Source organism: Methylobacterium sp. 285MFTsu5.1 (genome assembly GCF_000383455.1).
Classification (GTDB): domain Bacteria; phylum Pseudomonadota; class Alphaproteobacteria; order Rhizobiales; family Beijerinckiaceae; genus Methylobacterium.
The window spans coordinates 191,123-213,492 of record NZ_KB911272.1 but is presented as its reverse complement, the minus strand read 5'-3'; the positions used below and the strand labels follow the sequence as shown (position 1 = coordinate 213,492).

At 70.5% G+C, this 22,370-nt stretch carries 21 protein-coding genes and 1 pseudogene; 8 read left to right on the top strand and 14 right to left on the bottom strand.

Annotated elements, in window-relative coordinates; genetic code table 11:
* Positions 1 to 2 precede the first annotated feature (2 nt).
* The 3 genes from H288_RS0107810 (at position 3) to H288_RS0107800 (ending at position 2,575) form a co-directional block, all read left to right on the top strand.
* Positions 3 to 518 (top strand): DUF2165 domain-containing protein, encoded by a 516-nt coding sequence (locus tag H288_RS0107810; protein WP_020092034.1) that lies wholly within the window; start codon positions 3 to 5, stop codon positions 516 to 518.
* 495 nt (positions 519 to 1,013) lie between these two features.
* Positions 1,014 to 2,231, top strand: a complete 1,218-nt coding sequence (locus H288_RS0107805; protein ID WP_020092033.1) for a molybdopterin-dependent oxidoreductase — start codon at positions 1,014 to 1,016, stop codon at positions 2,229 to 2,231.
* 11 nt (positions 2,232 to 2,242) lie between these two features.
* A complete protein-coding gene (locus H288_RS0107800) occupies positions 2,243 to 2,575 on the top strand; it encodes a hypothetical protein (RefSeq protein ID WP_020092032.1) in 333 nt (110 codons plus the stop codon).
* Between the two features lie 9 nt (positions 2,576 to 2,584).
* Here the strand turns inward: H288_RS0107800 and H288_RS0107795 are convergent, their stop codons facing one another.
* From H288_RS0107795 to H288_RS0107775, 6 genes and pseudogenes are all read right to left on the bottom strand, one after another.
* Positions 2,585 to 3,472, bottom strand: coding sequence for a LysR family transcriptional regulator (locus H288_RS0107795; RefSeq protein WP_020092031.1), 888 nt, complete (start codon positions 3,470 to 3,472; stop codon positions 2,585 to 2,587).
* Positions 3,473 to 3,506: 34 nt separating this feature from the next.
* Positions 3,507 to 4,724, bottom strand: coding sequence for an MFS transporter (locus H288_RS0107790; protein ID WP_020092030.1), 1,218 nt, complete (start codon positions 4,722 to 4,724; stop codon positions 3,507 to 3,509).
* 248 nt (positions 4,725 to 4,972) lie between these two features.
* A pseudogene (locus tag H288_RS35890) lies at positions 4,973 to 5,077 on the bottom strand (isocitrate lyase/phosphoenolpyruvate mutase family protein); the annotation flags it as partial.
* Positions 5,078 to 5,254: 177 nt separating this feature from the next.
* Positions 5,255 to 5,989 carry an ATP-binding cassette domain-containing protein gene (locus H288_RS0107785; RefSeq protein ID WP_020092029.1) on the bottom strand — a complete coding sequence of 245 codons (735 nt, stop codon included), beginning with the start codon at positions 5,987 to 5,989 and terminating at the stop codon, positions 5,255 to 5,257.
* Positions 5,970 to 6,707 (bottom strand): ABC transporter permease subunit, encoded by a 738-nt coding sequence (locus H288_RS0107780; RefSeq protein WP_020092028.1) that lies wholly within the window; start codon positions 6,705 to 6,707, stop codon positions 5,970 to 5,972. Before H288_RS0107780 ends, H288_RS0107785 begins: the two co-directional genes overlap by 20 nt.
* Before the next feature lie 60 nt (positions 6,708 to 6,767).
* On the bottom strand, positions 6,768 to 7,748 hold the full coding sequence (locus H288_RS0107775) for an ABC transporter substrate-binding protein (RefSeq protein ID WP_020092027.1): 981 nt from the start codon (positions 7,746 to 7,748) through the stop codon (positions 6,768 to 6,770).
* Between the two features lie 184 nt (positions 7,749 to 7,932).
* On the opposite strand from H288_RS0107775, the gene H288_RS0107770 reads away from it, so the two are divergent.
* On the top strand, positions 7,933 to 8,310 hold the full coding sequence (locus tag H288_RS0107770; RefSeq protein ID WP_020092026.1) for a 4a-hydroxytetrahydrobiopterin dehydratase: 378 nt from the start codon (positions 7,933 to 7,935) through the stop codon (positions 8,308 to 8,310).
* Positions 8,311 to 8,325: 15 nt separating this feature from the next.
* Here H288_RS0107770 and H288_RS0107765 read toward each other — a convergent pair whose 3' ends face one another.
* The 4 genes from H288_RS0107765 to H288_RS0107750 all read right to left on the bottom strand — a co-directional run bounded on the left by H288_RS0107765 (position 8,326) and on the right by H288_RS0107750 (position 13,969).
* Positions 8,326 to 8,547 carry a hypothetical protein gene (locus tag H288_RS0107765; protein ID WP_020092025.1) on the bottom strand — a complete coding sequence of 74 codons (222 nt, stop codon included), beginning with the start codon at positions 8,545 to 8,547 and terminating at the stop codon, positions 8,326 to 8,328.
* A gap of 178 nt (positions 8,548 to 8,725) precedes the next feature.
* The gene (locus H288_RS0107760; RefSeq protein ID WP_020092024.1) at positions 8,726 to 11,791 is read right to left on the bottom strand and encodes an efflux RND transporter permease subunit; all 3,066 of its coding nucleotides are present in this window, start codon (positions 11,789 to 11,791) and stop codon (positions 8,726 to 8,728) included.
* Between the two features lie 22 nt (positions 11,792 to 11,813).
* Positions 11,814 to 12,911, bottom strand: coding sequence for an efflux RND transporter periplasmic adaptor subunit (locus H288_RS0107755; protein WP_020092023.1), 1,098 nt, complete (start codon positions 12,909 to 12,911; stop codon positions 11,814 to 11,816).
* Entirely contained in the window at positions 12,908 to 13,969 is a 1,062-nt protein-coding gene (locus H288_RS0107750) for an efflux RND transporter periplasmic adaptor subunit (protein WP_234082474.1), read from the bottom strand. The genes H288_RS0107755 and H288_RS0107750 overlap by 4 nt, the downstream gene beginning before the upstream one ends.
* A gap of 139 nt (positions 13,970 to 14,108) precedes the next feature.
* Here H288_RS0107750 and H288_RS0107745 point away from each other — a divergent pair, with 139 nt between their 5' ends.
* Positions 14,109 to 14,672, top strand: a complete 564-nt coding sequence (locus H288_RS0107745) for a TetR/AcrR family transcriptional regulator (protein ID WP_020092021.1) — start codon at positions 14,109 to 14,111, stop codon at positions 14,670 to 14,672.
* 10 nt (positions 14,673 to 14,682) lie between these two features.
* Here the strand turns inward: H288_RS0107745 and H288_RS0107740 are convergent, their stop codons facing one another.
* Genes H288_RS0107740 through H288_RS0107730 form a run of 3 tightly spaced genes read right to left on the bottom strand, consistent with a single transcriptional unit; the run spans position 14,683 to position 18,076 of the window.
* Positions 14,683 to 15,747: a response regulator gene (locus H288_RS0107740; protein WP_020092020.1), complete on the bottom strand. Its 1,065-nt coding sequence runs from the start codon at positions 15,745 to 15,747 to the stop codon at positions 14,683 to 14,685.
* Positions 15,744 to 16,196 (bottom strand): response regulator, encoded by a 453-nt coding sequence (locus H288_RS0107735; RefSeq protein WP_020092019.1) that lies wholly within the window; start codon positions 16,194 to 16,196, stop codon positions 15,744 to 15,746. The genes H288_RS0107740 and H288_RS0107735 overlap by 4 nt, the downstream gene beginning before the upstream one ends.
* Positions 16,196 to 18,076, bottom strand: a complete 1,881-nt coding sequence (locus tag H288_RS0107730; protein WP_020092018.1) for an MHYT domain-containing protein — start codon at positions 18,074 to 18,076, stop codon at positions 16,196 to 16,198. Before H288_RS0107730 ends, H288_RS0107735 begins: the two co-directional genes overlap by 1 nt.
* A gap of 438 nt (positions 18,077 to 18,514) precedes the next feature.
* On the opposite strand from H288_RS0107730, the gene H288_RS0107725 reads away from it, so the two are divergent.
* A complete protein-coding gene (locus tag H288_RS0107725) occupies positions 18,515 to 19,207 on the top strand; it encodes a hypothetical protein (RefSeq protein WP_020092017.1) in 693 nt (230 codons plus the stop codon).
* Positions 19,208 to 19,212: 5 nt separating this feature from the next.
* Here the strand turns inward: H288_RS0107725 and H288_RS0107720 are convergent, their stop codons facing one another.
* Positions 19,213 to 19,491, bottom strand: a complete 279-nt coding sequence (locus H288_RS0107720; RefSeq protein WP_012319741.1) for a hypothetical protein — start codon at positions 19,489 to 19,491, stop codon at positions 19,213 to 19,215.
* A gap of 471 nt (positions 19,492 to 19,962) precedes the next feature.
* Here H288_RS0107720 and frc point away from each other — a divergent pair, with 471 nt between their 5' ends.
* Both frc and H288_RS0107710 read left to right on the top strand, forming a co-directional pair.
* On the top strand, positions 19,963 to 21,240 hold the full coding sequence (gene frc, locus H288_RS0107715; RefSeq protein ID WP_020092016.1) for a formyl-CoA transferase: 1,278 nt from the start codon (positions 19,963 to 19,965) through the stop codon (positions 21,238 to 21,240).
* Between the two features lie 189 nt (positions 21,241 to 21,429).
* The gene (locus H288_RS0107710) at positions 21,430 to 22,362 is read left to right on the top strand and encodes a methionyl-tRNA formyltransferase (RefSeq protein ID WP_020092015.1); all 933 of its coding nucleotides are present in this window, start codon (positions 21,430 to 21,432) and stop codon (positions 22,360 to 22,362) included.
* The last annotated feature ends 8 nt before the right edge of the window (positions 22,363 to 22,370 follow it).

The following is a 22,370-nucleotide window of genomic DNA, read 5'->3' as shown; positions in this document are numbered from 1 at the left end:
CCATGCTCGCCGTCCGCCTCTCGAAGGCCGCCCTCGTCGGCGCCCTGGCCCTGACTTGCACGCTGGTCGTGTACGGCAACGTCACGGAGCCGGCAGTGAACCTCGCCTTCGTGCAGCACGTGCTGTCGATGGACACGATCCTGCCGGATTCGGGCATCGCCGACCGCGCGATCACCGATCCGGCACTGCAGCGCGGCGCCTTCGCGATGATCGTCGCCGCGGAGGCTGTCACGGCGCTCCTGCTCTGGATCGGCGTCGCGCTGATGCTCGCGCGGCTGCGGGCCCCGCGCGGCGACTTCGACCGGGCCAAGACCTGGGCGATCGCCGGCCTGAGCGTCGGCTTCCTGGTCTGGCAGGCGGGCTTCCTGGGCATCGGCGCCGAGTGGTTCGGCATGTGGATGTCGAAGGTCTGGAACGGCCAACAATCCGCCTTCCGCTTCGCCATGACGGTCCTCGGCGTGATGATCTACGTCGCCCTGCCCGAGGCCGAGGATCCGGAGGCGGGCCGCATAGGCTGAGATCGCGCGGCCAGCGCTGCCCCGACGCGGGGGCTGTCGTGCCGACCGCGTTCTCGGAGTTCGCCGCACCGCCACCCGGAACGATCGGGAATCGCGATCAGTTCGTTCCATAAGTTCTGTTGGATTGAACGCTCGGCGAGAGGGATGGTGGCTCCCTGTTCCGGAGCCGAGCCGTGTCGCGCAGGACCAACCCTCTTTCGATCGCGTGCCGCATCCGCGGTTCCGTAGCCAGGCTTGGCTCCCGCCTCGCGGTCAGCCCCAGAGCCGTCGGCCCGAGGCGGTCGAGGTCGCGATCGTCGACCGGGCCCTGAACCTGCACCCTCGCTCGCCGCGCCCACCGCCGTCAGCCTCCACCTGATCCGCCTTCTCGGCATCGCGTGATGCCCGGGTCCAGTTCGAGGAGCGTCAGGAGAGAGATCGGACCGCGCAACCGCGATCTGCAAACCGCAGAGCAACGGTCATCGAGTTACCCCACGCCGTTGAGGAGACATCGCCGTGAGCCAATCCGCCCTTCCCCGCCGTGCCGTGCTGGCCGGCCTCGGCCTCGGAGGCCTCGCTGCGGCCGCCCCGGCCTGGGCCGCCGGCACGGTCAGACTCCCCCTGCCCGGCGGTCCCGAGCAGCGCGCGGTCACGACCGCCTTCCCCGGGAAGGGCGCGATGATCCTGCAGCGCACCCGGCCGCCACTGCTGGAGACACCCTTCGCGGTGTTCGACGAGGGCGTGTTCACCCCCAACGACCGCTTCTACGTGCGGTGGCACTGGGCCGAGATCCCGACCGCGATCGACGTGCCGTCCTTCCGACTGACAGTGCGCGGTCACGTCGAGACGGCCCTGTCGCTGTCCCTCGACGCACTCGCCGACATGCCGCGATTCGAGATCGCGGCGGTCAACCAGTGCTCGGGCAATTCGCGGGGCCTGTTCGTGCCGCGGGTCCCCGGCGCGCAGTGGGCCAACGGCGCGATGGGGAACGCCCTCTGGACCGGCGTACGCCTGAAAGACGTGCTCGACCGCGCGGGCGTGAGGGCCGGGGCCGTACAGGTGCGCTTCGCCGGCCTCGACGAGCCGGTCGTGAGCGACGCGCCGCACTTCCGGAAATCCCTCGCCCTCGACCATGCCCGCGACGGCGAGGTGATGATCGCCTACGCGATGAATGGCGCGCAGTTGCCGCTGCTGAACGGCTTCCCGCTGCGCCTCGTCGTTCCGGGCCGGTACTCGACCTACTGGGTCAAGATGCTGTCGGACATCGAGGTTCTGGACAGGCCCGACGATCAGTACTGGATGGAGACGGCCTACCGCATCCCGGACGTGCCGGGAGCCAACGTCCAGCCCGGCCAGACCGGCTTCAAGACGGTGCCGATCGACCGCATGGTGCCGCGCGCCTTCGTGACGAACCTGCAGGACGGCGCCCGGGTCGCGGTCGGCGCGCCGGTGGCCGTGCGCGGCATCGCCTTCGGGGGCGATTGCGGGGTCAGGTCCGTGGAGATCTCCACCGACGGCGGCGCGTCTTGGGCGCCGACGCGGCTCGGGGCCGACGCGGGCGCCTACAGTTTCCGCCGCTTCGACGTCGACTTGCCGGCCCTCGCGACCGGCACCCGCGCCATCAAGGTCCGCTGCACCAACACGAACGGACTCGCGCAGCCGATGGACCCCGTCTGGAACGGCGCGGGCTTCATGCAGAACGGCGTCGAGACCGTGACGCTCCAGGTCGCCTGAGGAGGAGTTTCATGTCCCTGACGCCAATAGCGCGCTGCCTGGCCGCGCTCGCCCTGATCCCCGTCTCCGCGGCCGCCGCGCCGGAGCCGATGCGCTTCGCGTCGCAGCAGGTCGAATGGCCCACGTCCGATCAGGTCTTCCCGGCGGGACCGGGCGCCGAGGCGATCAGCAACACCTGCCTCGCCTGTCACTCGGCCGGGATGATCCTCACGCAGCCCGCCCTGTCGAAGGCGCAGTGGAGCGGGATCGTCGACAAGATGATTCACAGCTACAAGGCCAGCGTGGATCCCGCCGACCGGCAGGCCATCATCGACTATCTCGCCGCGCTGAAGCCGCGGCCCTGACTGCGCCGCTCACGGCGTCCCGTCCCGGATCAGGCCGAGCAGGGCGTCCGCGGCGCGGCTCCGGTACCGTTCCCTGTGGCGCAGCATCCGGAAGGTCCGTGCCGGCAACGGGAACGGCGGCGCGACGAGCGCGCCGGCGGCCAGCTTGCCCGCCACGACCGCCTCCGACAGGACGCCCGCACCGGCCCCGGCCTCGATCGCGGCGAGCACGGCCTCGTTGGAGGGCAGCTCGAGCGACACCGTCACATCCGCGAGCGCCAGCCCCGCCGCCGCGAGCGCCGCCTCGAAGGCGGAGCGCGTTCCGGAGCCCGCCTCGCGCAGCACCCACGGGTGGCCCGCGAGATCGGCGGCCGTGAGGGTCTCCCGGGCCGAGAAGGGGTGGCCGGCCGGCACGACGAGCACGAGCCGATCCTGCGCGACCGCCGCGCTCGCCAGGATCGGATCCTCGACTTCGCCCTCGACGAAGCCGAGTTCGGCCGAACCATCGGCGACCGCCCGCGCCACCTCCGCGGTGTTGCCCACGGCGAGCCGGATCGTGACGTCCGGATGGGCGGCCCGGAACGCGACGAGATGGCGGGGCAGCCAGTGGCTGGCGATGGTCTGGCTCGCGTGAACGCGCAGGCTTCCCCGCCGCAGGCCGCTCAGGTCGGCCAAGACCCGCTCGGCCGCCTCGGCGCGGGCGAGGACCGCGCGGGCCTCTTCGAGGAAGACGCGACCGGCATCGGTCAGCTCGATCCCGCGGCCGACCCGGTGGAACAGCTTCACCGCGTGGCGCTCTTCCAGCCCGGACACCGCGGCGCTGACTGCGGACTGCACGATGTTCAAGGCCTCGGCCGCGCGGGTGACGTGCTGACGCTCGGCGACCGCCACGAAGATGCGCAACTGATCGAGGGTCATCGACGGGCTCTGCGACCGCGAGGGACGATCCAGGCTACCACGCCTTCGCGCCGCGCCCTGTCGTGAGCGCGAGCGCCGTCGCGGCCAGCGCCAAGGGCGCGAAGGACACCCAGAGAACCGTGTCCCAGCCGTAGCTCGTCAGCAGGCCCCCGGACGAGAACGAACCGACCGCCACCATTCCGAACACGATGAAGTCGTTGATCGACTGCACCCGCGTCCGCTCCTCCGGGCGATGACAGTCCAGCACCATCGCGGAGGCGCCGACGAAGCCGAAGTTCCATCCGACGCCGAGGAGGATGAGGGACAGCCAGAAATGCCCGACGTCCGCGCCCGCGAGTCCGACGAGCGCGGCCGCCCCCGTCAAGGTGAGGCCGGTCGCCACCACGCGGGACGCGCCGAAGCGCGTGATCAGCCGCCCGGTGAAGAAGCTCGGGCCGTACATGGCGATGACGTGCCACTGCAGGCCCAGATTGGCATCCTCCTGCGCGTGGCCGCACAGGCGCATGGCCAGCGGGGCGGCCGTCATGACGAAGTTCATCAGGAGGTAGGACACGGCCCCGCAGATCACCGCGATCACGAAGCGCGGCTGCGCGAGGATGACGGCTAGCGGTCGTCCGCCCGAGACGGACCCGGTGGACGGCCGCGGCAGGCGAACGCCCGCCAGGATCAGGGCGGCCGCGGCGGCGACGGCGGCCTGGGCCAGGAAGGTGGCGGCGAACAGGTAGGGAGGCCACAGGTCCATGGTGTGGGTGACGAGCTGCGGCCCGATCACTCCGCCGAAGACACCGCCGGCCATGACGGCCGACAGCGCCCGCGGGCGGCGGTCGGCCGGAACGCAGTCCGCGGCGGCGAAGCGGAACGAGAAGACCACGGCCGCGTAGGCGCCCCCGAGGAACATCGCCGCGCAGAACAGCCAGAAACTGGCCGCGACGATCGCCCAGGCCGAGAGCAGGCCGACGAGCACGCCGCACCCGGTGCCGACAATGAAGGCGGTGCGGCGCCCGTGGCGCTTGGCGATGCTGCCGGTCGGAAGGGCGCAGGCGGCCATCCCGACCACGAAGATCGAGATCGGCAATGTGGCCAGGACCTTGCTGGGCGCGAGCATGTTGCCGACGACCGCGCCCGTCGCGAACACGACGGTCGAGTTCGCGCCGGCGAGGGCCTGCGCGACGGCTAGCCTGACTACATTGCCGGTGCCCGACCGGTCGGCGACGGGCGCGCGGTCGATGGCCGAGGGGGACGTGCGGGACATCGGGACGCTCTGGATTCGACAAGGCTCCGCGGCCGGCCGGTGCGACGAGGGCACCGGTATAGCGGCGGCGTTCCCGTCCGTATCGCGATGCGATGACAAACCGTGCCGCCCGGTCCTTCGCCGCGACTCGCGTATCCGGGCCGATCGGCGCCCGCTCGCCGCAGGATCGCCCGCCGTGCGGCAGCGATCCCGAGCGGTCGCGCCTGCCGCGGCTCTTCCGCCATGTAGGCTTTCGCCCCGCTGCCCGACACGGCCTCCGCCGCGTCGCTGAAGGTGCCGCGTTCCAGCACCTCCCGCGCCGCGTGCGCGAGACCGCCGAGGGCCGCCCGCGCGAACGACCTGCCGACACTGATCCCCACCTCCCTCGAGCGACCCTACGCCGCTCGGGTCCCGCGGGGAGATGGCCTACCTGGCCGGGGATCGTCCGAGGTTGAGATGGAGGGAGGTTCAACGATCCGTTCGGGAGGCGCGCTGAACGCAGTGGCCGACCTGGACCGATTGCATCGGCCGAACGGCCGGCGCGACACGCGTCACTGCGCGATGATCTCCGGATGCCGCGCGGCGAGGTTCGCCCGCGTCGCCTCGGCCCAGGCGCGGTCGCGTTCCCGGCGCGGCCGGTCGAGGCGGACGTCGGCGATGAGACTGGCCGGGCGCCGCGACACGAGGAGCAGCCGGTCTGCGATCCCGATCGCCTCGGCGACGTTGTGCGTCACCATCAGCACGCTCATGCCGGCCCGGTCCACCGTGTCCACCACGAGGCCGCGCAGTTCCGCGGCGGCGGCGTCGTCGAGGGACACGAACGGTTCGTCGAGGACGAGGACGCGCGGGCCGTCGGCCAGGGCGCGCGCCAGCGCCACGCGCCGCTGCATGCCCAGCGACAGGGCCTTCGGGTAGCGCGTCCGCCACGCCGTCAGGCCGAGCCGCGCGAACAGATCGTCGAGATCGCGCCCGCGCCGTGCCCGGGGTAGGCCGAGGCGGACGTTGTGCTCGACGCTGCGCCAGGGCAGCAGCCGCGGCTCCTGGAACACGATGCCCGCCCGGTCCGCGCCGGAGACGCGGCCCTCGAAGGCGGTGTCAAGGCCGAGCAGGATCCGCAGGGTGGTGGTCTTGCCGGCGCCCGACGGCCCGATCAGGCAGACGATCTCCCCGGCGCCGACGCCGAAGGTCAGGTTCCGGACGGCCTCGACCGCCTCGGCCCGGGCGGGCCGGTACCATTTCGACGCGATCGCGACTTGGAGGACGGGCTCAGCGCCAGCGACGGACATAGGCTTCGAGCCGCTGGAGGAGGAGGACGTCGATGCCGATCATCACGGCCATGAAGACGAGGCTGTAGCCGATGATGGCCGCCACGTCGGTGCTCTGGACGAAGTAGTAGTTGATCGCGAAGCCGACCCCGTCCGGGCGCCCGAGCAGCTCCACGACAAGCACGATCTTCCAGGCGAGCGAGAGGCCCGACCGCGCCGCCGTGACCATGTAGGGCTGGAGCTGCGGGATCAGGATGTCGCGGGCCCAGCTGCGCCGGTCGAGCCGGTAGGCGCGAGCCATCTCGTCGAGCCCGGGATCGAGATTCCGCGCGCCCTCGCGCACGATCACCGCGACGTTCGGCAGCTTGTTGAGCACCACCGCCAGGATCGCGGCGGTCTCGGTGAGGCCGACCCAGACATAGGCCAGGACCGTGATCACCAGGGCAGGCGTGTTCAGGAGGACGAGCAGCGGCGTGTCGAGGGTGACGTCGGCGGCCTTGGACCGTCCGAGCGCGACGCCGAGGAGGACGCCGAGGACCATCGCCACGGTGAAGGAGATCGCCACGCGGAGCAGCGTCATGCCCACGTTGTGCGCGAGGTCGCCGCGCTCCGCCTCCTGAACGATGAAGCGCAGCACCGCGAGGGGCGCCGGCAGCAGGCGGGAGCCCGCCTCCATCGCGGCGAACTGCCAGGCGGCGAGGAGCACGGCCAGGGACGCGATACGGGTCAGCGCGCCCATGCGGTCCCGATGATCCTGATAGTCTTGACGGTCGACACGCGCGCCCGCCGGGCGGCCGCCTCAACCATTGCGGCCGATGTAGTAGAGGTCCGGCGGGAGCGCGTTGCCCTTTCCGACGAGGCGGGCGCCGCCGAGCCGCGCCATCACCGCGTAGAGCTTCTCGGCGTCGGCGCGCTCCTCCGCGATGGAGCGGCGCGGAATGCCGGCCAGGAAATCGTGCTTCAGAGCCTCGAAGGTCGCCTCGTCCTCCGCCGCCATCAGCGGGCGCACGATCTCCCACGTGCTCGGGTCGGAGGCGAGCATGTCCTTGGCGGCCCGCGAGGCCCGGGCGAAGGCCGCCACGGCCGCGGGCTTCTCCTTCACGGTGGCGTCCTGGAACAGGTAGCCGATCAGCGCCACGTCGCCCGGGACCCCAAGGGCGTGCATGATGTCCTCGGCCCCGACCAGCTGCCGATAGCCCTTGGCCTTGAGGCGGGCGCAGTAGGTCCAGTAGGTCAGCGCCGCGTCGAGGGCGCCCTGCTCCAGCTTCAGCGTGATCAGAGGCGGGGCGCCGTAGGCGATCTCGGCGGCCTGCTCGAGGTCGATGCCGGCCGCGTCCTTGGCCTGTGCCCGGAGGAGGAGCCAGTTCTTGTCCAGGGGGCCACCCGCCACCCCGAGGCGCTTGCCCGCGAGATCCTTGAGGCTCTTCACCGGGCTGCCGCCCGGCACCATCACGCCGCCCTCGGAGGTCGAGTACGGGATGAAGCGGACCGCCTGGCCGTCGTTGCCGAGGCGGGCAGCCCAGAGCAGGTCGCCGATGATCGTGTCGACCTGCCCGCCGATGAAGCTGATCCGGGCCGCGTCGTTGCCGGCGAGCTTGACCGCGTCGAGCTCGAAGCCGTTGGCCGTGTCGAGGCCGCGGGCCTTGATCACCGCCGCCTCCCAGGTAGACGTGCCGAAGGGCAGGCTGCCGAGGCGGATCGTCGGCACGTCGGCGCGCGCCGCCCGCAGGCCGAGGCCGCCGAGCAGGCCCCCGGCGAGCATCGCGCGCCGTGACAGCATCACGCCTTCTCCCATCGTATTGCGCAGTCTTCAGCGGCGGCAGACTGGAGTGCCGATCGAGCCGGACGCCATTGCCAAAAGGTCATAGGGCTCACATCGGTTTCCGTCCACCGCGGCAAACACGCTTGCGCGCAACCGGCCGCGGCGGCACCCTCGGCAGCGACGGTTTCATCGGAGATGGATCATGAGCGAGCGACGCGAGGGCGCACTGGACGACGCGACCGTGGAGGCGCGGCTGAAGGCCGAGCTGCCCGCCTGGCGGCTGGAGGACGGGTGGATCCGGCGCACCTACAAGACGTCCGGCTGGAAGAGCACCCTGATGGTGATCAACACGGTCGGCCACCTCGCCGAGGCGGCGTGGCACCATCCGGACATCACGGCCTCCTACGCCTGGGTCGAGGTCCGGCTGATGAACCACGCGGCCAAGGGCATCACCGACAAGGATTTCGCCCTCGCCCGGAAGATCGAGGAGGTCGTCTCCTGGCAGCCGGGCCTGGAGGGACAGGGGCTCGAGGGCACCCCGACCGATCCGCGCTTCGCCTATATCAAGTACGAGAAGTAGCGGCCGCCGCGTGCGTCACCGCGGCTCCTTCACCCGGCGGCACTCCGTCTTCAGGTAGGCGGTCTTGCCGATCTCCTCGCGCAGCTCGGTGCGGGCGATGATCTCCTGCCAGCCGGTGGCGCAGCCGAGTTCGTTGGCGACCCGGACCTTGCGGACCTCGAGCGCCTGGGCGTCCGTGCAGGACTCCTGCGCGATCCCGTTGGCGCAGACCAGGACGACGGCGATGAAGGCGTTCATGGGCGGGACGGTCCTCGTTTCCGTCGCACCCTACGCGCCGGAACACCGTCGGGTTTCCGGCGGTGTGGCCCCGCTCGCGTGAAATATCGTCACGGTCGGCCCGCCCTGAGGGGGCGGAGGGGCGGGCCGACCGTTTCTCGCAGCGCCCGCGGGCGCCGCGATCGCGTGAGCCGGCAGATCAGCCGGCGTGGGCCGCCGGCGCGCCGCCCGTCTCCGGGCGGATACGGTAGCAGCCGACGTAGAGCGCGGGCAGGAACAGGAGCGTCAGGAAGGTCGCCGCCAGGATCCCGCCGATCATCGCGAAGGCCATCGGCCCCCAGAACACCTCGCGGGCGATGGGGATCAGGCCCAGGCTCGCCGCGGCCGCAGTCAGGAGGATGGGCCGCATGCGGTGGTGGGTCGCCTCGAAGACCGCCTGCCAGGGCGCCATCCCCTCGGCCCGGAACTCCTCGATCTGGCTCACCAGGATCACCGCATTGCGGATGATGATCCCGATGAGCGCCAGGATGCCCAGGATGGCGACGAAGCCCATCGGCTTGTCGAACAGGAGCAGCGCCGGCACCACGCCGATCAGGCCGAGCGGTGCCACGGTGAAGACGAGGAGCATCCGGCCGAAGCTCTGGAGCTGCATCATCAGCAGGAACGCCATGGCCAGCAGCATGACCGGGACCACGGCCGCGATCGGGCCCTGGCCCTTGGCGGATTCCTCGACGGCGCCGCCGGTCTGGACCGTGTAGCCCTCCGGGAGCGCCTTGATGAAGGCGTCGAGACCGGGCTGCAGGGCGGCCACGATGGTGGCCGGCTGGGTCGCGTCGTGGATCGTGGCGCGCACCGTCACGGTCGGGAGGCGGTCCCGGCGCCAGACGATCGGCTGCTCGAGATCGTAGCCGATCCGCGCGAAGGCGAGCACCGGCACCACCGTGCCATTCGCGAGACCGACCTGCAGCGACTGCAGGGTGTCCAGCGACGACCGCTCGGCGGCGCGGGCGCGGCCGACGACGTTGACGAGGTAGATCGAGTCCCGGACCTGCGTGATCGCCTGGCCGCCCTCGATCCCGTTCAGGATGCCGGCGACGTCCTGGCTGGTGACGCCGAGCTGGCGCGCCTTGTCCTGGAGGATCTCGACCCGCAGGACCTTGCCGGGCTCGTTCCAGTCGAAGGTCGGCACGTCGAGGCGCTTGTCGGCCGCGACCACGTTGGCGAGGTCGAGCGACAGGCGGCGCACCGTCTCCATGTTCGGGCCGCTGAGGCGGTACTGCACCGGCCGGCCCACGGGCGGCCCGAGGCTCAGGGGCTGCACCAGCACGTCGGTGCCGACGAAGTCGCGCAGGCCGATGGTCTGCAGGCGCGCCATCACGCGGTCGCGCACCTCCAGCGACTTTGTGACGATGACGATCTGGCCGAAGAAAGCGTTGGCGAGCTGCTGATCGAGCGGGAGGTAGAAGCGCACCGCGCCCTCGCCGACGTAGGACGACCAGCTCGTCACGTCCGGATCGTCCTTCAGGTTCGCCTCGAACCGGTCCATCTGCGCCCGGGTCTCGGCGATGGTGGCGTTCTGCGGAAGGGTCAGGTCGACCAGCACCTCGGACCGGTCCGAGGACGGGAAGAACTGCTGCTGAACGTGCCCCATCCCGACGATGGCCGCCGCCATCAGCCCGAGGCAGACCACCACCGTCGTCCAGTGCCAGCGCATGGCGAGCCGCAGCGCCCAGACGAACAGGCGCGTGAAGATCCCCTCCTTCTCCGTGTGGTGCTTCATGGTCTTCGGCAGGAGCGTGACACCGACAAGCGGCGCGAACAGGACCGCCACGACCCAGGAGACCAGCAGCGAGGCCGCGATCACCACGAACAGCGAGTAGGTGTACTCGCCGGCGCCGGAGCCGTTGAAGCCGATCGGCAGGAAGCCCGCCACCGTCACGAGCGTCCCGGTCAGCATCGGGAACGCCGTCGACGTGTACGCGAAGGTGGCGGCCTTCCGCAGCGTGTCGCCCCGCTCCAGGCGGGCCACCATCATCTCGACGGTGATCATGGCGTCGTCGACGAGGAGGCCCAGCGCGATGATCAGCGCGCCGAGGGAGATGCGCTGGAGGGTGACGTCCATGATCTGCATGACGACGAAGACGATCGCCAGCACGAGCGGGATCGACACCGAGACGACGAGGCCGGCCCGGACGCCGAGGCTCACGAAGCTCACCCCCAGCACGATGATGACGGCCTCGACCAGCGCCTGGGTGAAGCCGCCGACCGCGTGCTCGACCTGCTTGGGCTGGTCCGACACGAGATGGACGCCGACACCGAGCGGCAGGGTGGCCTCGATGGCGCGCATGCGCTCCTTCAGGGCCTCTCCGAAATGCAGCAGGTTGGCGCCCGGACGCATCGCGATGGCGAGGCCGATCGCGGGCTTGCCGTCCACCCGGAACAGCGGTGCGGGCGGATCCTCGTAGCCGCGGCTGATCTCGGCGATGTCGGCGAGGCGGAAGAAGCGGTCATTGACCCGCAGGTTGAAGTCCTGGAGCGAGGCCTCGGAGGCGAAGGAGCCGCTGACCCGCAGCGAGATGCGCTCCGGCCCGGCCTGCACCACGCCGGAGGCCGAGACCGCGTTCTGCGCCTGCAGGGCCTTGATCAGGGCCTGGAAATCAATGCCGTAGCCGGCGAGCTTCCGGGTGGAGAAGTCGAGGTAGATCGTCTCGTCCTGCGTGCCGATCAGCTGGGTCTTGCCGATATTGGGCACCCGCAGGACCTCGGTGCGGATGCCCTCGACGTAGTCGCGCAGCTGCCGGTGCGTCAGGCCGTCGGCCGTGAACGCGTAGATATTGCCGTAGACGTCGCCGAACTCGTCGTTGAAGAACGGACCCTGCACGCCCTCCGGGAACTGACCCTTGATGTCGCCGAGCCGCTTGCGGACCTGGTAGAAGGCCGGCTGGATCTCGTTCTTCTTGAGCGTGTCGCGGAACTGGACGAAGACTGTCGACGATCCGGGCGTCGTGTAGCTGCGGACGAAGTCGAGGCCGTTGAGCTGCTGAAGCTCCTTCTCGACCCGGTCGGTGACCTGATCGAGGGTGTCCTTGATGGTCGCGCCGGGCCACGTGGTCTGCACCACCATGGTCTTGATGGTGAAGGGCGGATCCTCCTCACGGCCGAGGCGGGTGTAGGCCATCAGGCCCGCGATCAGCGAGACCAGCATGAGGAACCAGACGAACGAGCGGTGCCCGAGCGCCCAGTCGGAAAGGTTGAAGTCCTTCACGCGAAAACCCCGTGCGGCCGGATCAGACGGCGCCGTCGGTCAGGCGCACGGCCTGGCCTTCCTTGATGACGTGGACGCCCGCGACCACGACGCGCTCGCCGGCCTTCAGGCCGGCGACGACCGCGACGCGGCCGTCCTCGGCGTTGTCCCGCGCCGCCACGGTGACGTCGCGGCGCGCTACCGACTTCCCGTCGGGCGAGACGACCCAGACCGAGCGGCGGTCACCGTCCTCAAGCAGCGCCGAGGCGGGCAGAAGGACGGTGGGCGCGACCTTGCGCATGAGCGACACGTTGATGGTCGCGCCGAGCCGGAAGGCCGGGCCGGGATCGTCCAGGGTGATCCGGATGCGCTTGGACCGCGTCCCCGACTCGGCGAGGGGCGCGATCTCGCGGACGCGCCCGCGCGCCGTCAGCTCCGGAGCGCTCTGGAGCGCGACGGTGAACACGCCGTCCGACGGCAGAGCCCCGACATGGGCCTCGGGAATGTCGACCACCGCCTCGCGAACGTCGGGCCGCGCCACGGTCACGACGCCCTGGCCGGCGCTGAGCACTTGGCCGACTTCGGCGAGGCGCTGGGTCACGACACCGTCGAACTCGGCCTTCAGCTCAGTGTAGTCCATCTGGTCGCGGGCCTTCTGGAGGCTCGCCATCGCCTGATCCACCCGGGCCCGGGCGGTCTCGCGCTTGGCGACAGCCTGGTCGAGCGTCGCCTGGGAGACGGCGTTGCCGGTCATCAGGCGCCGGGTCCGCGACTCCGCGGCCTCTGCGTTCTCGGCCTGCGCCTTCGCGTCGGCCAAGTCGGCCTCGGCGCGGGTCAGGTCGAAACGGGTCACGATGGTGTCGAGGGCCGCGAGGCGCTGGCCGCGGGTGACGAGGTCGCCGATCGTCACGTCCCGCGCGACCATGCGCCCGGGGATCTGAAAGCCGAGCTGCGCCTGGTAGCGCGGCTCGATCGTGCCGGCGAACGGCCCGAACGTGACGGTGTCACTCGGTACGACAACCTGCGTCAGCACCGGACGGACCGGGGCCGCCGCGGCCTCGCCTCCCTCCTCGCCGTGACCGTTGCACCCGGCCAGTGCCGTCGCGAGGAGGCCCAGGACGAGATACGCGCGCGCTGTCATGGGCGGTCTCCGATCTCGGCGGCCGCGACCGTCTGGCCGGGACGCAGGAACTGGATGCCGGCGATGACCACGCGCTCGCCCGGCTCGACGCCGCGCTTCAGCGCGATGATATCGGGGCCGAAGCGATCGATCTCCACCGCGCGGACCGAGACGGTCTTCCGGTCCGGATCGTAGACCCACACCGAGGGCTTCCCGTCGTAGCGGTAGAGCGCCGACCAGGGCAGGATCACCGATTCGTGCGGCGCGAAGCGCCCGCGACCGATCACGACGGCGCCGAGCCCCATGGCGTCGGGCGTCGACTTAAGGCCGATCTTGACCCGCACCGTGCCGCTGGCGGCATCCACGGTGGGAGAGATCTCCCGCACGGTCCCGACCGCGGTGACGGACGGGTCCGACTGCAGCGCCACCGCGACGGTGTCGCCGGCCGGCGGCTGGGCCAGCAGCGATTCGTAGACGTTGAAGACCGCGTCGCGGGGCCCGTCCTGCGCGACGACCAGCACGGTCTGGCCCGACTGGACCACTTGGCCGACCTCGAAGCTGCGGCTCGTCACCACGCCGGACACGCCCGCGCGCAGCTCGGTATAGGAGAACTGCTCCTGCGCGGTTCCCAGCGCCGCCTTGGCCGAGTCGACCGCCGCCTGCGTGGTGCGCAGCTCCTGCTCGGCGTTGTCGTAGGTCGAGCGGGTCGTGAAGCCGCCGGCCAGGAGCTGCTTCTGGCGCTCGTACGACATCTTCGCCTGCGTGAGCAGCGCCTCGGCCGAAGCCAGGGCGGCCTTGGCGTTGTCGAGATTCGCCTGCTGCGTCAGGGGTTCGAGGACGGCGAGGACCTGATTGGCCGTGACGTGGTCGCCGATCTCGACGCGCCGCTCGGCGACCTTCCCGTTCGTTCGGAACGAGACGTTGACCTGCGCCTGGGCCTGGACGTCGCCGGTCACCACCACGTCGAGCGCCATCGGTGTGCGACGCGCCTGCACGACCCGCACGCGCGCCACGGCGGAGTCGAGCGCCGTCTCGGGCGCGGCCTGGGCGCACCCGATCCACGCGAGCGCGGTTAACATCAGCAGCGCGGATGCGGATGGAAGGAAGGCGATGCGGTTCATGCGATCGACCGTGTCGGCGCGACTCGTGCGAATTGCGTGGCGCGTTCCTACGCCATCCGTTACATACCGTCCAGACGGTTTTTAGTGCAGGTCCGTGATGCAGGCGAAGCGACAGCGACTGGCGGCGCGCCCCGAGATCATCCTGGAGGCGGCCGCGGCCGTTCTCCTGAAGGGAGGCGTCCGCGGGCTGACCATCGACGCGGTCGCGGCCGAGGCCGGGCTGAGCAAAGGCGGCGTCCTGCACCATTACGCGTCGAAGGACGCCCTGGTGGGGGCGCTGGTCGCCCGCAAGCTCGCGGACGTGCGCGCGGAGATCGACGCCTGCGCGCGGGAGATACCGGCCGGCCCGTCGCAGCTTCCCAGGGCGATGGTGGCGCATATCCGCGGGCACTACTGCGACGACAACGAAGCGGCGCGCGCACTCCTGCTGGCATCGATGGAGTCACCGGAGGCGCAGAAAGACTTCCAGGCGTTCGTCGCGGATCAGCTGGACCAGCTCGGACGGATCGAGGGCGCTCCCCCGGGCGAGGGCTCCGTCCTGTACTTCGCCATCCTCGGTCTGTTCATGAGCCGGGCGCTGGGCTTCCAGCAACTCGACGAGGACGCCCTGGCGCCGATGCTCGAGGCCCTCGACCGCATCGCCGGGCGAGCCGGCGGCTAGATCCGGACGCTCAGGCCTGGAACGCGAGGACGGCGCGCGTCCCGGCGCTTCGGGGGGCATACGACAGGGCCGAGCGCAGGTTCGACGCCATGGCGCGCACGATGCGCGACCCGAGACCGGTGCCGCGGACCTCGCCCTCCCCGGTCCAGCCGATACCGTCATCCTCGACGGCGAGCAGCACGGTGTCGGCGGCGTCCCGCTCGACCGCGACGCGGATCTCGCCCGACGTGCCGACCGGGTAGGCGTACTTGTAGGCGTTGGTCACGAGTTCGGTCACGACAACGCCGACCGACACGGCCTTGTCGGTCGAGAGCCGCACCGGCGCGGCACGAAGGCGGATCGCGTGGTCGCGCCCGCTCGCCCGCATGGCGGCCTGCAACTCCTCGACCAAGCTCTGCAGGTAGGCGTCGAGCTCGACGGATTCGACGTCGTCGGACGTGTAGAGGCGGCGGTGGATGCCGGCGATCGCCGAGATCCGGGCCTGCATCTCGTCGAGCGCCGCCTTGGCGGCCGGGTCCGTGACGGCGTTGCGCTGCATGTGCGCCAGGGCGGCGACGAGGGCCAGGGAGTTGGCCACGCGGTGGTTGACCTCGCGCAGCAGCAGCTCGGCGCGGTCGCGCGCCTCGCGCATCTCGGCCTCGGCCCGCTCCTTGTCGCGCCGCAGGCTCTCCTGCCGGAGGGCGGTGGCGACGGCCTCGCCGAGCAGCTCGCGGAACTGACCCTGGACGTCCTTCCAGACGTAGTCCACAGCTCCGGCCTTCAGGGCCGCCACGGCGACGCGGCTGTCCTCGGAGCCGGTCACGTAGATGACCGGCGGCGCCTCGGGCAGCGCGCGGATCTCGGGCAGCAGGTCGAGGCCCGTCTGTCCCGGCATGTGGTGGTCGAGGGCGACGGCGTCGATCCCGCCCTGGGCGAGCCGCGCCAGCCCCGCCGCGCCGTCGGGACAGAGCTCGACCGCGTAGCCGCGCGCCTCGAGGGCGCGCCGGACCAGGCGGCCGAGGCCGGGATCGTCGTCGATGTAGAGGATGCGTGCCGCCGCGGCGGTGCCGTCCCCGCTGGCACGCCGAGCAGTCATGGGTTCTGCGGAACCTGCATGACCGAGAAGAACAGACCGAGCTGGCGGATCGCGTTCGCGAAGCCGTCGTAGCTCACCGGCTTAGTGATGTAGACGTTGGCCCCGAGGTCGTAGCAGCGCTGGATCTCGCGGCTGTCGTCCGTCGTGGTCAGGACCACCACCGGGGACCGACGCGTGTGCGGGTTCGCCTTCACCTTCTCGAGGATGTCGAGGCCGGTCATGTCCGGCAGGTTGAGGTCGAGCAGGATCAGCAGGTGCCGTCGGGCGCTCGCCTCGCCGGAGCCGTCCGGCCCGAGCAGATAGTCCAGCGCCGAAGTGCCGTTGCGGAACGGCACGATGTCGTTGTTGACGCCGGCGCGTCGGATGTTGCGCTCGATCAGGCGCGCATGGCCCTCGTCATCCTCGATCATCACGATGCTGACGGGGTGCACGGGCCGCTCCACGCTCATTAGGCGGCGATGGGCGCCGGTTCGGGGTCGATCCGGACCGCTGTAGCTGTCCCGTGCGGCAAGGTCACGTCGAACGTCGTGCCCACACCGAGTTCTGAACGGATCTCGATCCGGCCCCCGAACGAGCGCACCAGCGCCTTCACGTGGGCGAGACCGATCCCCTCGCCCGGGCGGTCCTGGGCGCCCGATCGGCGGAAGAGTTCGAAGACGCGGGCATGGTCCCGCGCGGCGATCCCCCGGCCGTTGTCGGCGACGGAGAAGCAGACGCCGCGTTCGCCCACGGCCTTGGCCGTGACGGTGATCCGTCCAGGCCGGCTCGGGTCGAGGTATTTCACGGCGTTGTCCAGCAGGTTGCCGAAGACCTGCTCGATCGCGAGCCGGTCGGCGACGATCTCGGGCAGGTCGCGGGCGATCGTCACCGTGGCCCCGACCGCCTCCGCCTGATGCCGCTGGGCATCGGCCACGCCGCGGAGCACGCCCGTCATGTCGAGGGCCTCGGGCGAGAATTGTCGCCGGCCCTCTCGCGAGAGCTTGAGGATGGCGGCGATCAGCCCCTCCATCCGGTTCACCGCCGCCTTGATGAAGCCGAGCGCCTCGCCGAAATCGGCGTCGAGCCGCTCTGCCGCGGGGTGATCCCGGAGGGCCGCGGCGACCTCGGTCCGGGTCGCCTCCAGCTCGCTCGTGAATCCCATCACGTTGACCAGCGGCGCGCGCAGGTCGTGGCTGACGATGTAGGCGTAGCGCTGGATCTCCTCGTTGGACTCGCGCAGGTCGGCTTCGGCCTGACGCTGCTCGGTGATGTCCGTGTGGACGCCGACCCACTCGCGGATCTCGCCGCGCGCGTCGATGACCGGGATGGCACGGATCGCGAAGTGTCGCCACGTCCCGTCGCGCACCCGAACCCGGTGCTCGTGGACGTAGGTGCGCCGCGCCCGGACGGTCGCGTTCCACGTCTCGACGGAGGCCTCCATGTCGTCGGGATGGACCGCGTCGGCCCAGCCGTAACCCTGATACTCCGCCCGCGTCTGACCGGTGATCGCGCTCCAGCCCGGCTGCTCGCCGAGCATCCGGCCCGTCGCATCGTTAGTCCAGAGCACGCCGCGCACGGCCTGCACGGCGGCCCGGAACCGCGCCTCGCTCGCCTGGAGCTCGCGCTGCACGCGCTGCTGGTCCAGCGACGAGGCGAGCATCGCCAGGAACAGGATGAGGAACGTGGCACCGGCGACGTAGAGGGCGAGGTTCTTCTGAGCCGGAGCGCCGGTCACCGCGTGGGCGGTGTGGGCGCCGCCCGCCTCGGCGGTGATCGTCGCCGCCGCCATGCCGGTGTAGTGCATGCCCGCCACCGCGAGGCCCATCACGCAGGCCGCGACGAGCTTCTGCCAGACGCCGTGTTGCCGGAAGGAGAGCCACAGGGCGGCGGTCGCCGCGGTCACGGCGATCGCCACCGAGAGCGCGATGATCGCCGGGCTATAGGCGAGGTCGCCGGGGATCCGCAGCGCCGCCATGCCGGTGTAGTGCATGCCGGCAACGCCCAGGCCCATCAGCGGGCCGGCGACGAGAAGGCTGCCGGTCCCCTCGCCGACGCGCGCCACCCACAGGAAGGCGGCGCCGGTCGCCGCGACGGCGATCGCGAGGGACAGGAGCGTGAGTCCGGTATCGTAGGCGGCCGGCAGGCCCATCTCGAAGGCCAGCATGCCGATGAAGTGCATCGACCAGATGCCCCCGCCCATGGCGAGGGCGGCGCCGGCGATCCACGGCCAGCGCGGTCCCGCGACGGGCCCGCGGATCCGCGCGCCCAGGTCCAGCGCGGTGTAGGACGCGAAGACCGCGAGGCCGATCGACAGGGCGACCAGCGCCGGATTGTAGCCAGTATGGACCATCGACTGCGATCGACGCGTGAATGAGCCTTCTCGCGATGTATCCCGGGTGATCCGTCGGCGCTATCGCGATTCCGAGACGCATGAAGCTCCCGAACATCGAGCCGCGTCGGCGAGCACCGAGACCGGCACCGGGACCAGAACGGATCGGCCACCGCGATCGGCATCCCGGTGCGCGCCACACAGGCTCAGGCTAGCAGGGTCAGCGATGATGCACCGCGACCCCCGTCAGACGAGACCGGCAGACAGGATGCGCGCCAGAGGCTGGATGACGGCGACGCTGGCATCCCGGCCGGAATGCCTCGGTGGACAGGCGCGTATCGCCGCCGCTGCGCGGCCGAGCCGCGTCGAAAAAAAACGCGTTCGTCACACAGCGACGGTCTCTCCCGGCGGTCGCGCGCGTTCTAGGTTCTGTTGATCGCTCAACGCGAATGCAGGTTCATGAACGGACACGCCGCGGCACGATTTCCGGACGACCTGCGCGAAGCCCTGGCGCAGGCTCTGTACGATTGCGAGCGGACGGACGGGGAGGATCGCGCCGCCTGGACCGACACGGACCTTGAGGCCCGCCACCCGGGCCTGCGCGAGCGCTATCGCCGATCCGCCGACGCCCTGGCGGCCGGTCCGCTCGCGGACCTGATGGCCGCCCGCCATGCCGACGAGGAGGAACTGCGGGTGCTGCGCCGGCAGAGGATGTCGCCCGAGCGCGAGCGGGAGCTGCTGGAGGCGAACAACCGCCTCGTCGCCCGCGCCGAGGCCGCCGAGACGGCGCGGCACACCGCGGAGGAAGCGCTCGCGACGCTGCGCCGCGAGCGGGATGTCGCGCGGGAAGCCGAGGCGTTCTGGCAGCAATTCGCCTTCGACGCCGACGATCTCGCGACCCGGCGCCTCATCGAGCAGACCGACGCCCGCGCCGAGGCCGAGCGGCGGGCGATCGAGGAGCGTTGCCGACGGGAGCGCGCGGAGGCGGCGCTGCGCCTGTTCGCCGACCGGGCCGACGTCATGCCCAAGGAGGGATGGGCGTCGGAACTGGCGAAGGCCAATCGCGACATCCCGCTCTGGTGGTTCCACGCGGCCCGAGTCGCCCTCGAGCCGCCGGACCTGTCCCGACCGACCGAGGGCGGCGAGGCCTGAACGCCTCAGGCCGCCGCGGGCTGCTTCGCGGGCGTGTCGCGGAACAGAGCCGTACAGCCGGAGCCGCGATGCATGCTCAGGATCGACGCGCGGTCGATCTCCGGGTGCGTCTTGAGCACCTTCTGAACGCAAGCGAGCACCCGCTCGTACTGCGCGGCGTCGTAATTCGGTTCGAGCGGGCTGACGGCGATGTAGGTCTCGACCACCAACACGCGCTCGGCGCGGTCGTGGGCGACGTCGACGGCGATCCAGGACGACTTGATCAGGCTGGTGCTGGCGAGCATGGGCGTTCCTCGTGCAGCGTTACATCGTTTCACCCACGGCCGCGACGCGTATTTCATCCCGCGGCTGGGGCAATTTTGGCGAAATCATGGACCGCCTGTCGGCGAATGCCAAGGGGTCGCCGCCCCGGACCCCCTGCACGCTGTGCAGCGTGTTGAGCGCGAGCCCGCACCGGCTTACGGTCGGCCATCGGCCGGTGCCGGAGGTGTCCACAATAGGCACTCGCATCCGGCAAATGGCATGTGGTATACAAACTGGCGGACTCGTCACCCCGGGTCCGCGTGACGGTGTCGCGATACGACGGGACCGCGCTGTGGGAGGGAGAACAGACATGATCCGTTCGAGGATGGAAGGCCCCTGCCCCTCAGTCGCGGCACGCGCGACACGGGCCCGTGCAGGCATCGAACCGATATCCCGCGCGGCCTGAGCCGCCCTCCGACATCCCCAAACCGACTCCAGCTCCGAGACCGATCATGACCAAGGCCCTCGAAGGCGTCCGCATCCTGGACTTCACCCACGTTCAATCCGGCCCGACCTGTACGCAGCTCCTGGCTTGGTTCGGCGCCGACGTCATCAAGGTCGAGCGGCCGGGCGCGGGGGACGCCACGCGTCAGCAGCTTCAGGACATCCCGGACGTGGACAGCCTCTATTTCACGATGCTGAACCACAACAAGCGGTCGATCACGCTCGACTCGAAGAACCCGAAGGGCAAGGAGGTTCTCTGGCGGCTGATCAAGGAATGCGACGTCCTGGTCGAGAATTTCGCGCCCGGCGCCCTCGCCCGCATGGGCCTGACCTGGGAGAAGATCCATGAGGTCAACCCGCGGATGATCCTGGCCTCCGTGAAGGGCTTCGGTCCGGGCCGCTACGAGGATTGCAAGGTCTACGAGAACGTCGCGCAGTGCGCCGGCGGCTCCGCGTCGACGACGGGCTTCCGCGACGGAATCCCGATGGTGACGGGCGCGCAGATCGGCGATTCCGGCACCGGCCTGCACCTCGCCCTCGGCATCGTCACGGCGCTCTACCACCGGACCCAGAGCGGCCTCGGCCAGAAGGTCGACTGCGCCATGCAGGACGGCGTGCTCAACCTCTGCCGGGTCAAGCTGCGCGACCAGCAGCGTCTCGCGCACGGGCCTCTCAGGGAGTACAGCCAGTTCGGCGAGGGCATCCCGTTCGGCGAGGCGACCCCGCGTGCGGGCAACGATTCCGGTGGCGGCCAGCCTGGCCGGATCCTGCGCTGCAAGGGCTGGGAGCAGGACCCGAACTCCTACATCTACGTCATCACCCAGGCCGCCGTCTGGGAGCCGATCTGCGACATCATCGGTGAGCCGGATTGGAAGACCGATCCGAACTACGCGACCCCGAAGGCCCGCCTGCCGCATCTCAACGAGATCTTCACGCGGATCGAGGCCTGGACGATGAAGGTGTCGAAGTTCGAGGTGATGGACACCCTGAACAAGTACGACATCCCCTGCGGCCCGATCCTGTCGATGAAGGAGATCGCCGAGGACGAGTCCCTGCGGAAGACCGGCACCATCGTGGAGGTCGATCACCCGACCCGCGGCAAGTACCTGACGGTCGGCAACCCCATCAAGCTGTCGGCGAGCCCGAGCGAGGTCACCCGCTCGCCGCTCCTCGGTGAGCACACCGATGAGATCCTGCGCTCCGTGCTCGGCTACTCCGAGGCCGAGGTTGGCGAGATCGCCGAATCTGGCGCGATCGGCGCGGTCCAGAAGATCGCGGCGGAGTGATCGGTCTCCGGCGATCCGGGGGCGAGATCCCGGATCGCCGATGTTACAATCCGGGGGCGTGCGTGAAGCGCGGCCCCGGATTCCGGGTGACGCCGTTCGACAGCCGGGGCACGGTCGCGCCGCCGAGCCCGCGTTCGGTTTGTTTCTCCCCGGCCCCGCTCAGGGTCCGGATGACACCCAGGAGCCTGCATGCGCATCGCCTTCATCGGTCAACAGGATTTCGGAAAAGCGGTCCTGGAGGCGTTCCTCAAACGAGGCGATGAGGTTGCGGCGGTGTTCTGCGCGCCTGAGAAGCCCGGCGCCAAGCCGGACGTCCTCAAGACGGCGGCCGTCGAGAAGGGGCTGACGGTTTTCCAGTTCCCCAGCCTGAAGAGCCCTGAGGCCGAGGACGCCATGCGCGGCCTGAACGCCGATATCGGCGTCATGGCCTACGTGCTCCAGTTCGCGCCGCAGAGCTTCGTCAACATCCCGAAGCACGGCACCATCCAGTATCATCCGAGCCTGCTGCCGCGTTACCGGGGCCCCTCCTCGATCAACTGGCCGATCGCCCGGGGCGAGTTGCAGACCGGCCTGACGATCTTCCGGCCGACCGACGGTCTCGACGAGGGGCCGGTGATCCTGCAGAAATCCTGCCCGATCGGCGCCGACGCGACCCTGGGCGACGTCTACTTCGACAACCTGTTCCCGATGGGCGTCGAGGCCATGCTCGAGGCGGCCGACCTCGTCGTGGCCGGCCAGCATGTCGAGATCGATCAGGACGAGGACGCCGCGAGCTACGAGGGTTGGTTCCGCGGCGCCGAGGCGGAGATCCACTGGTCGGCCCACGCCGAGCAGATCTACAACCTGATCCGCGCGGCGAACCCGGCACCCGGTGCCTGGACCACGCACGACGGCAAGAAGCTCCAGATCTTCGACAGCAGCCTGCATCGGATCCGCAAGCTCGCCGACGTCGTCGGCAAGCCCGGCGAGGTGATCGCCGTCGACGACGAGGGCTTCAGCGTCTGCGCGCAGGGCGGGCGCCTCGAGATCCGCAAGGTCAAGGCGGAGGGCGGCAAGAAGGTCGCGGCCGCCGAGTACGCCCGGGAGGCCGGGCTGGCGGTCGGTCAGTTTCTCGGGCGCTAGGTCACCCG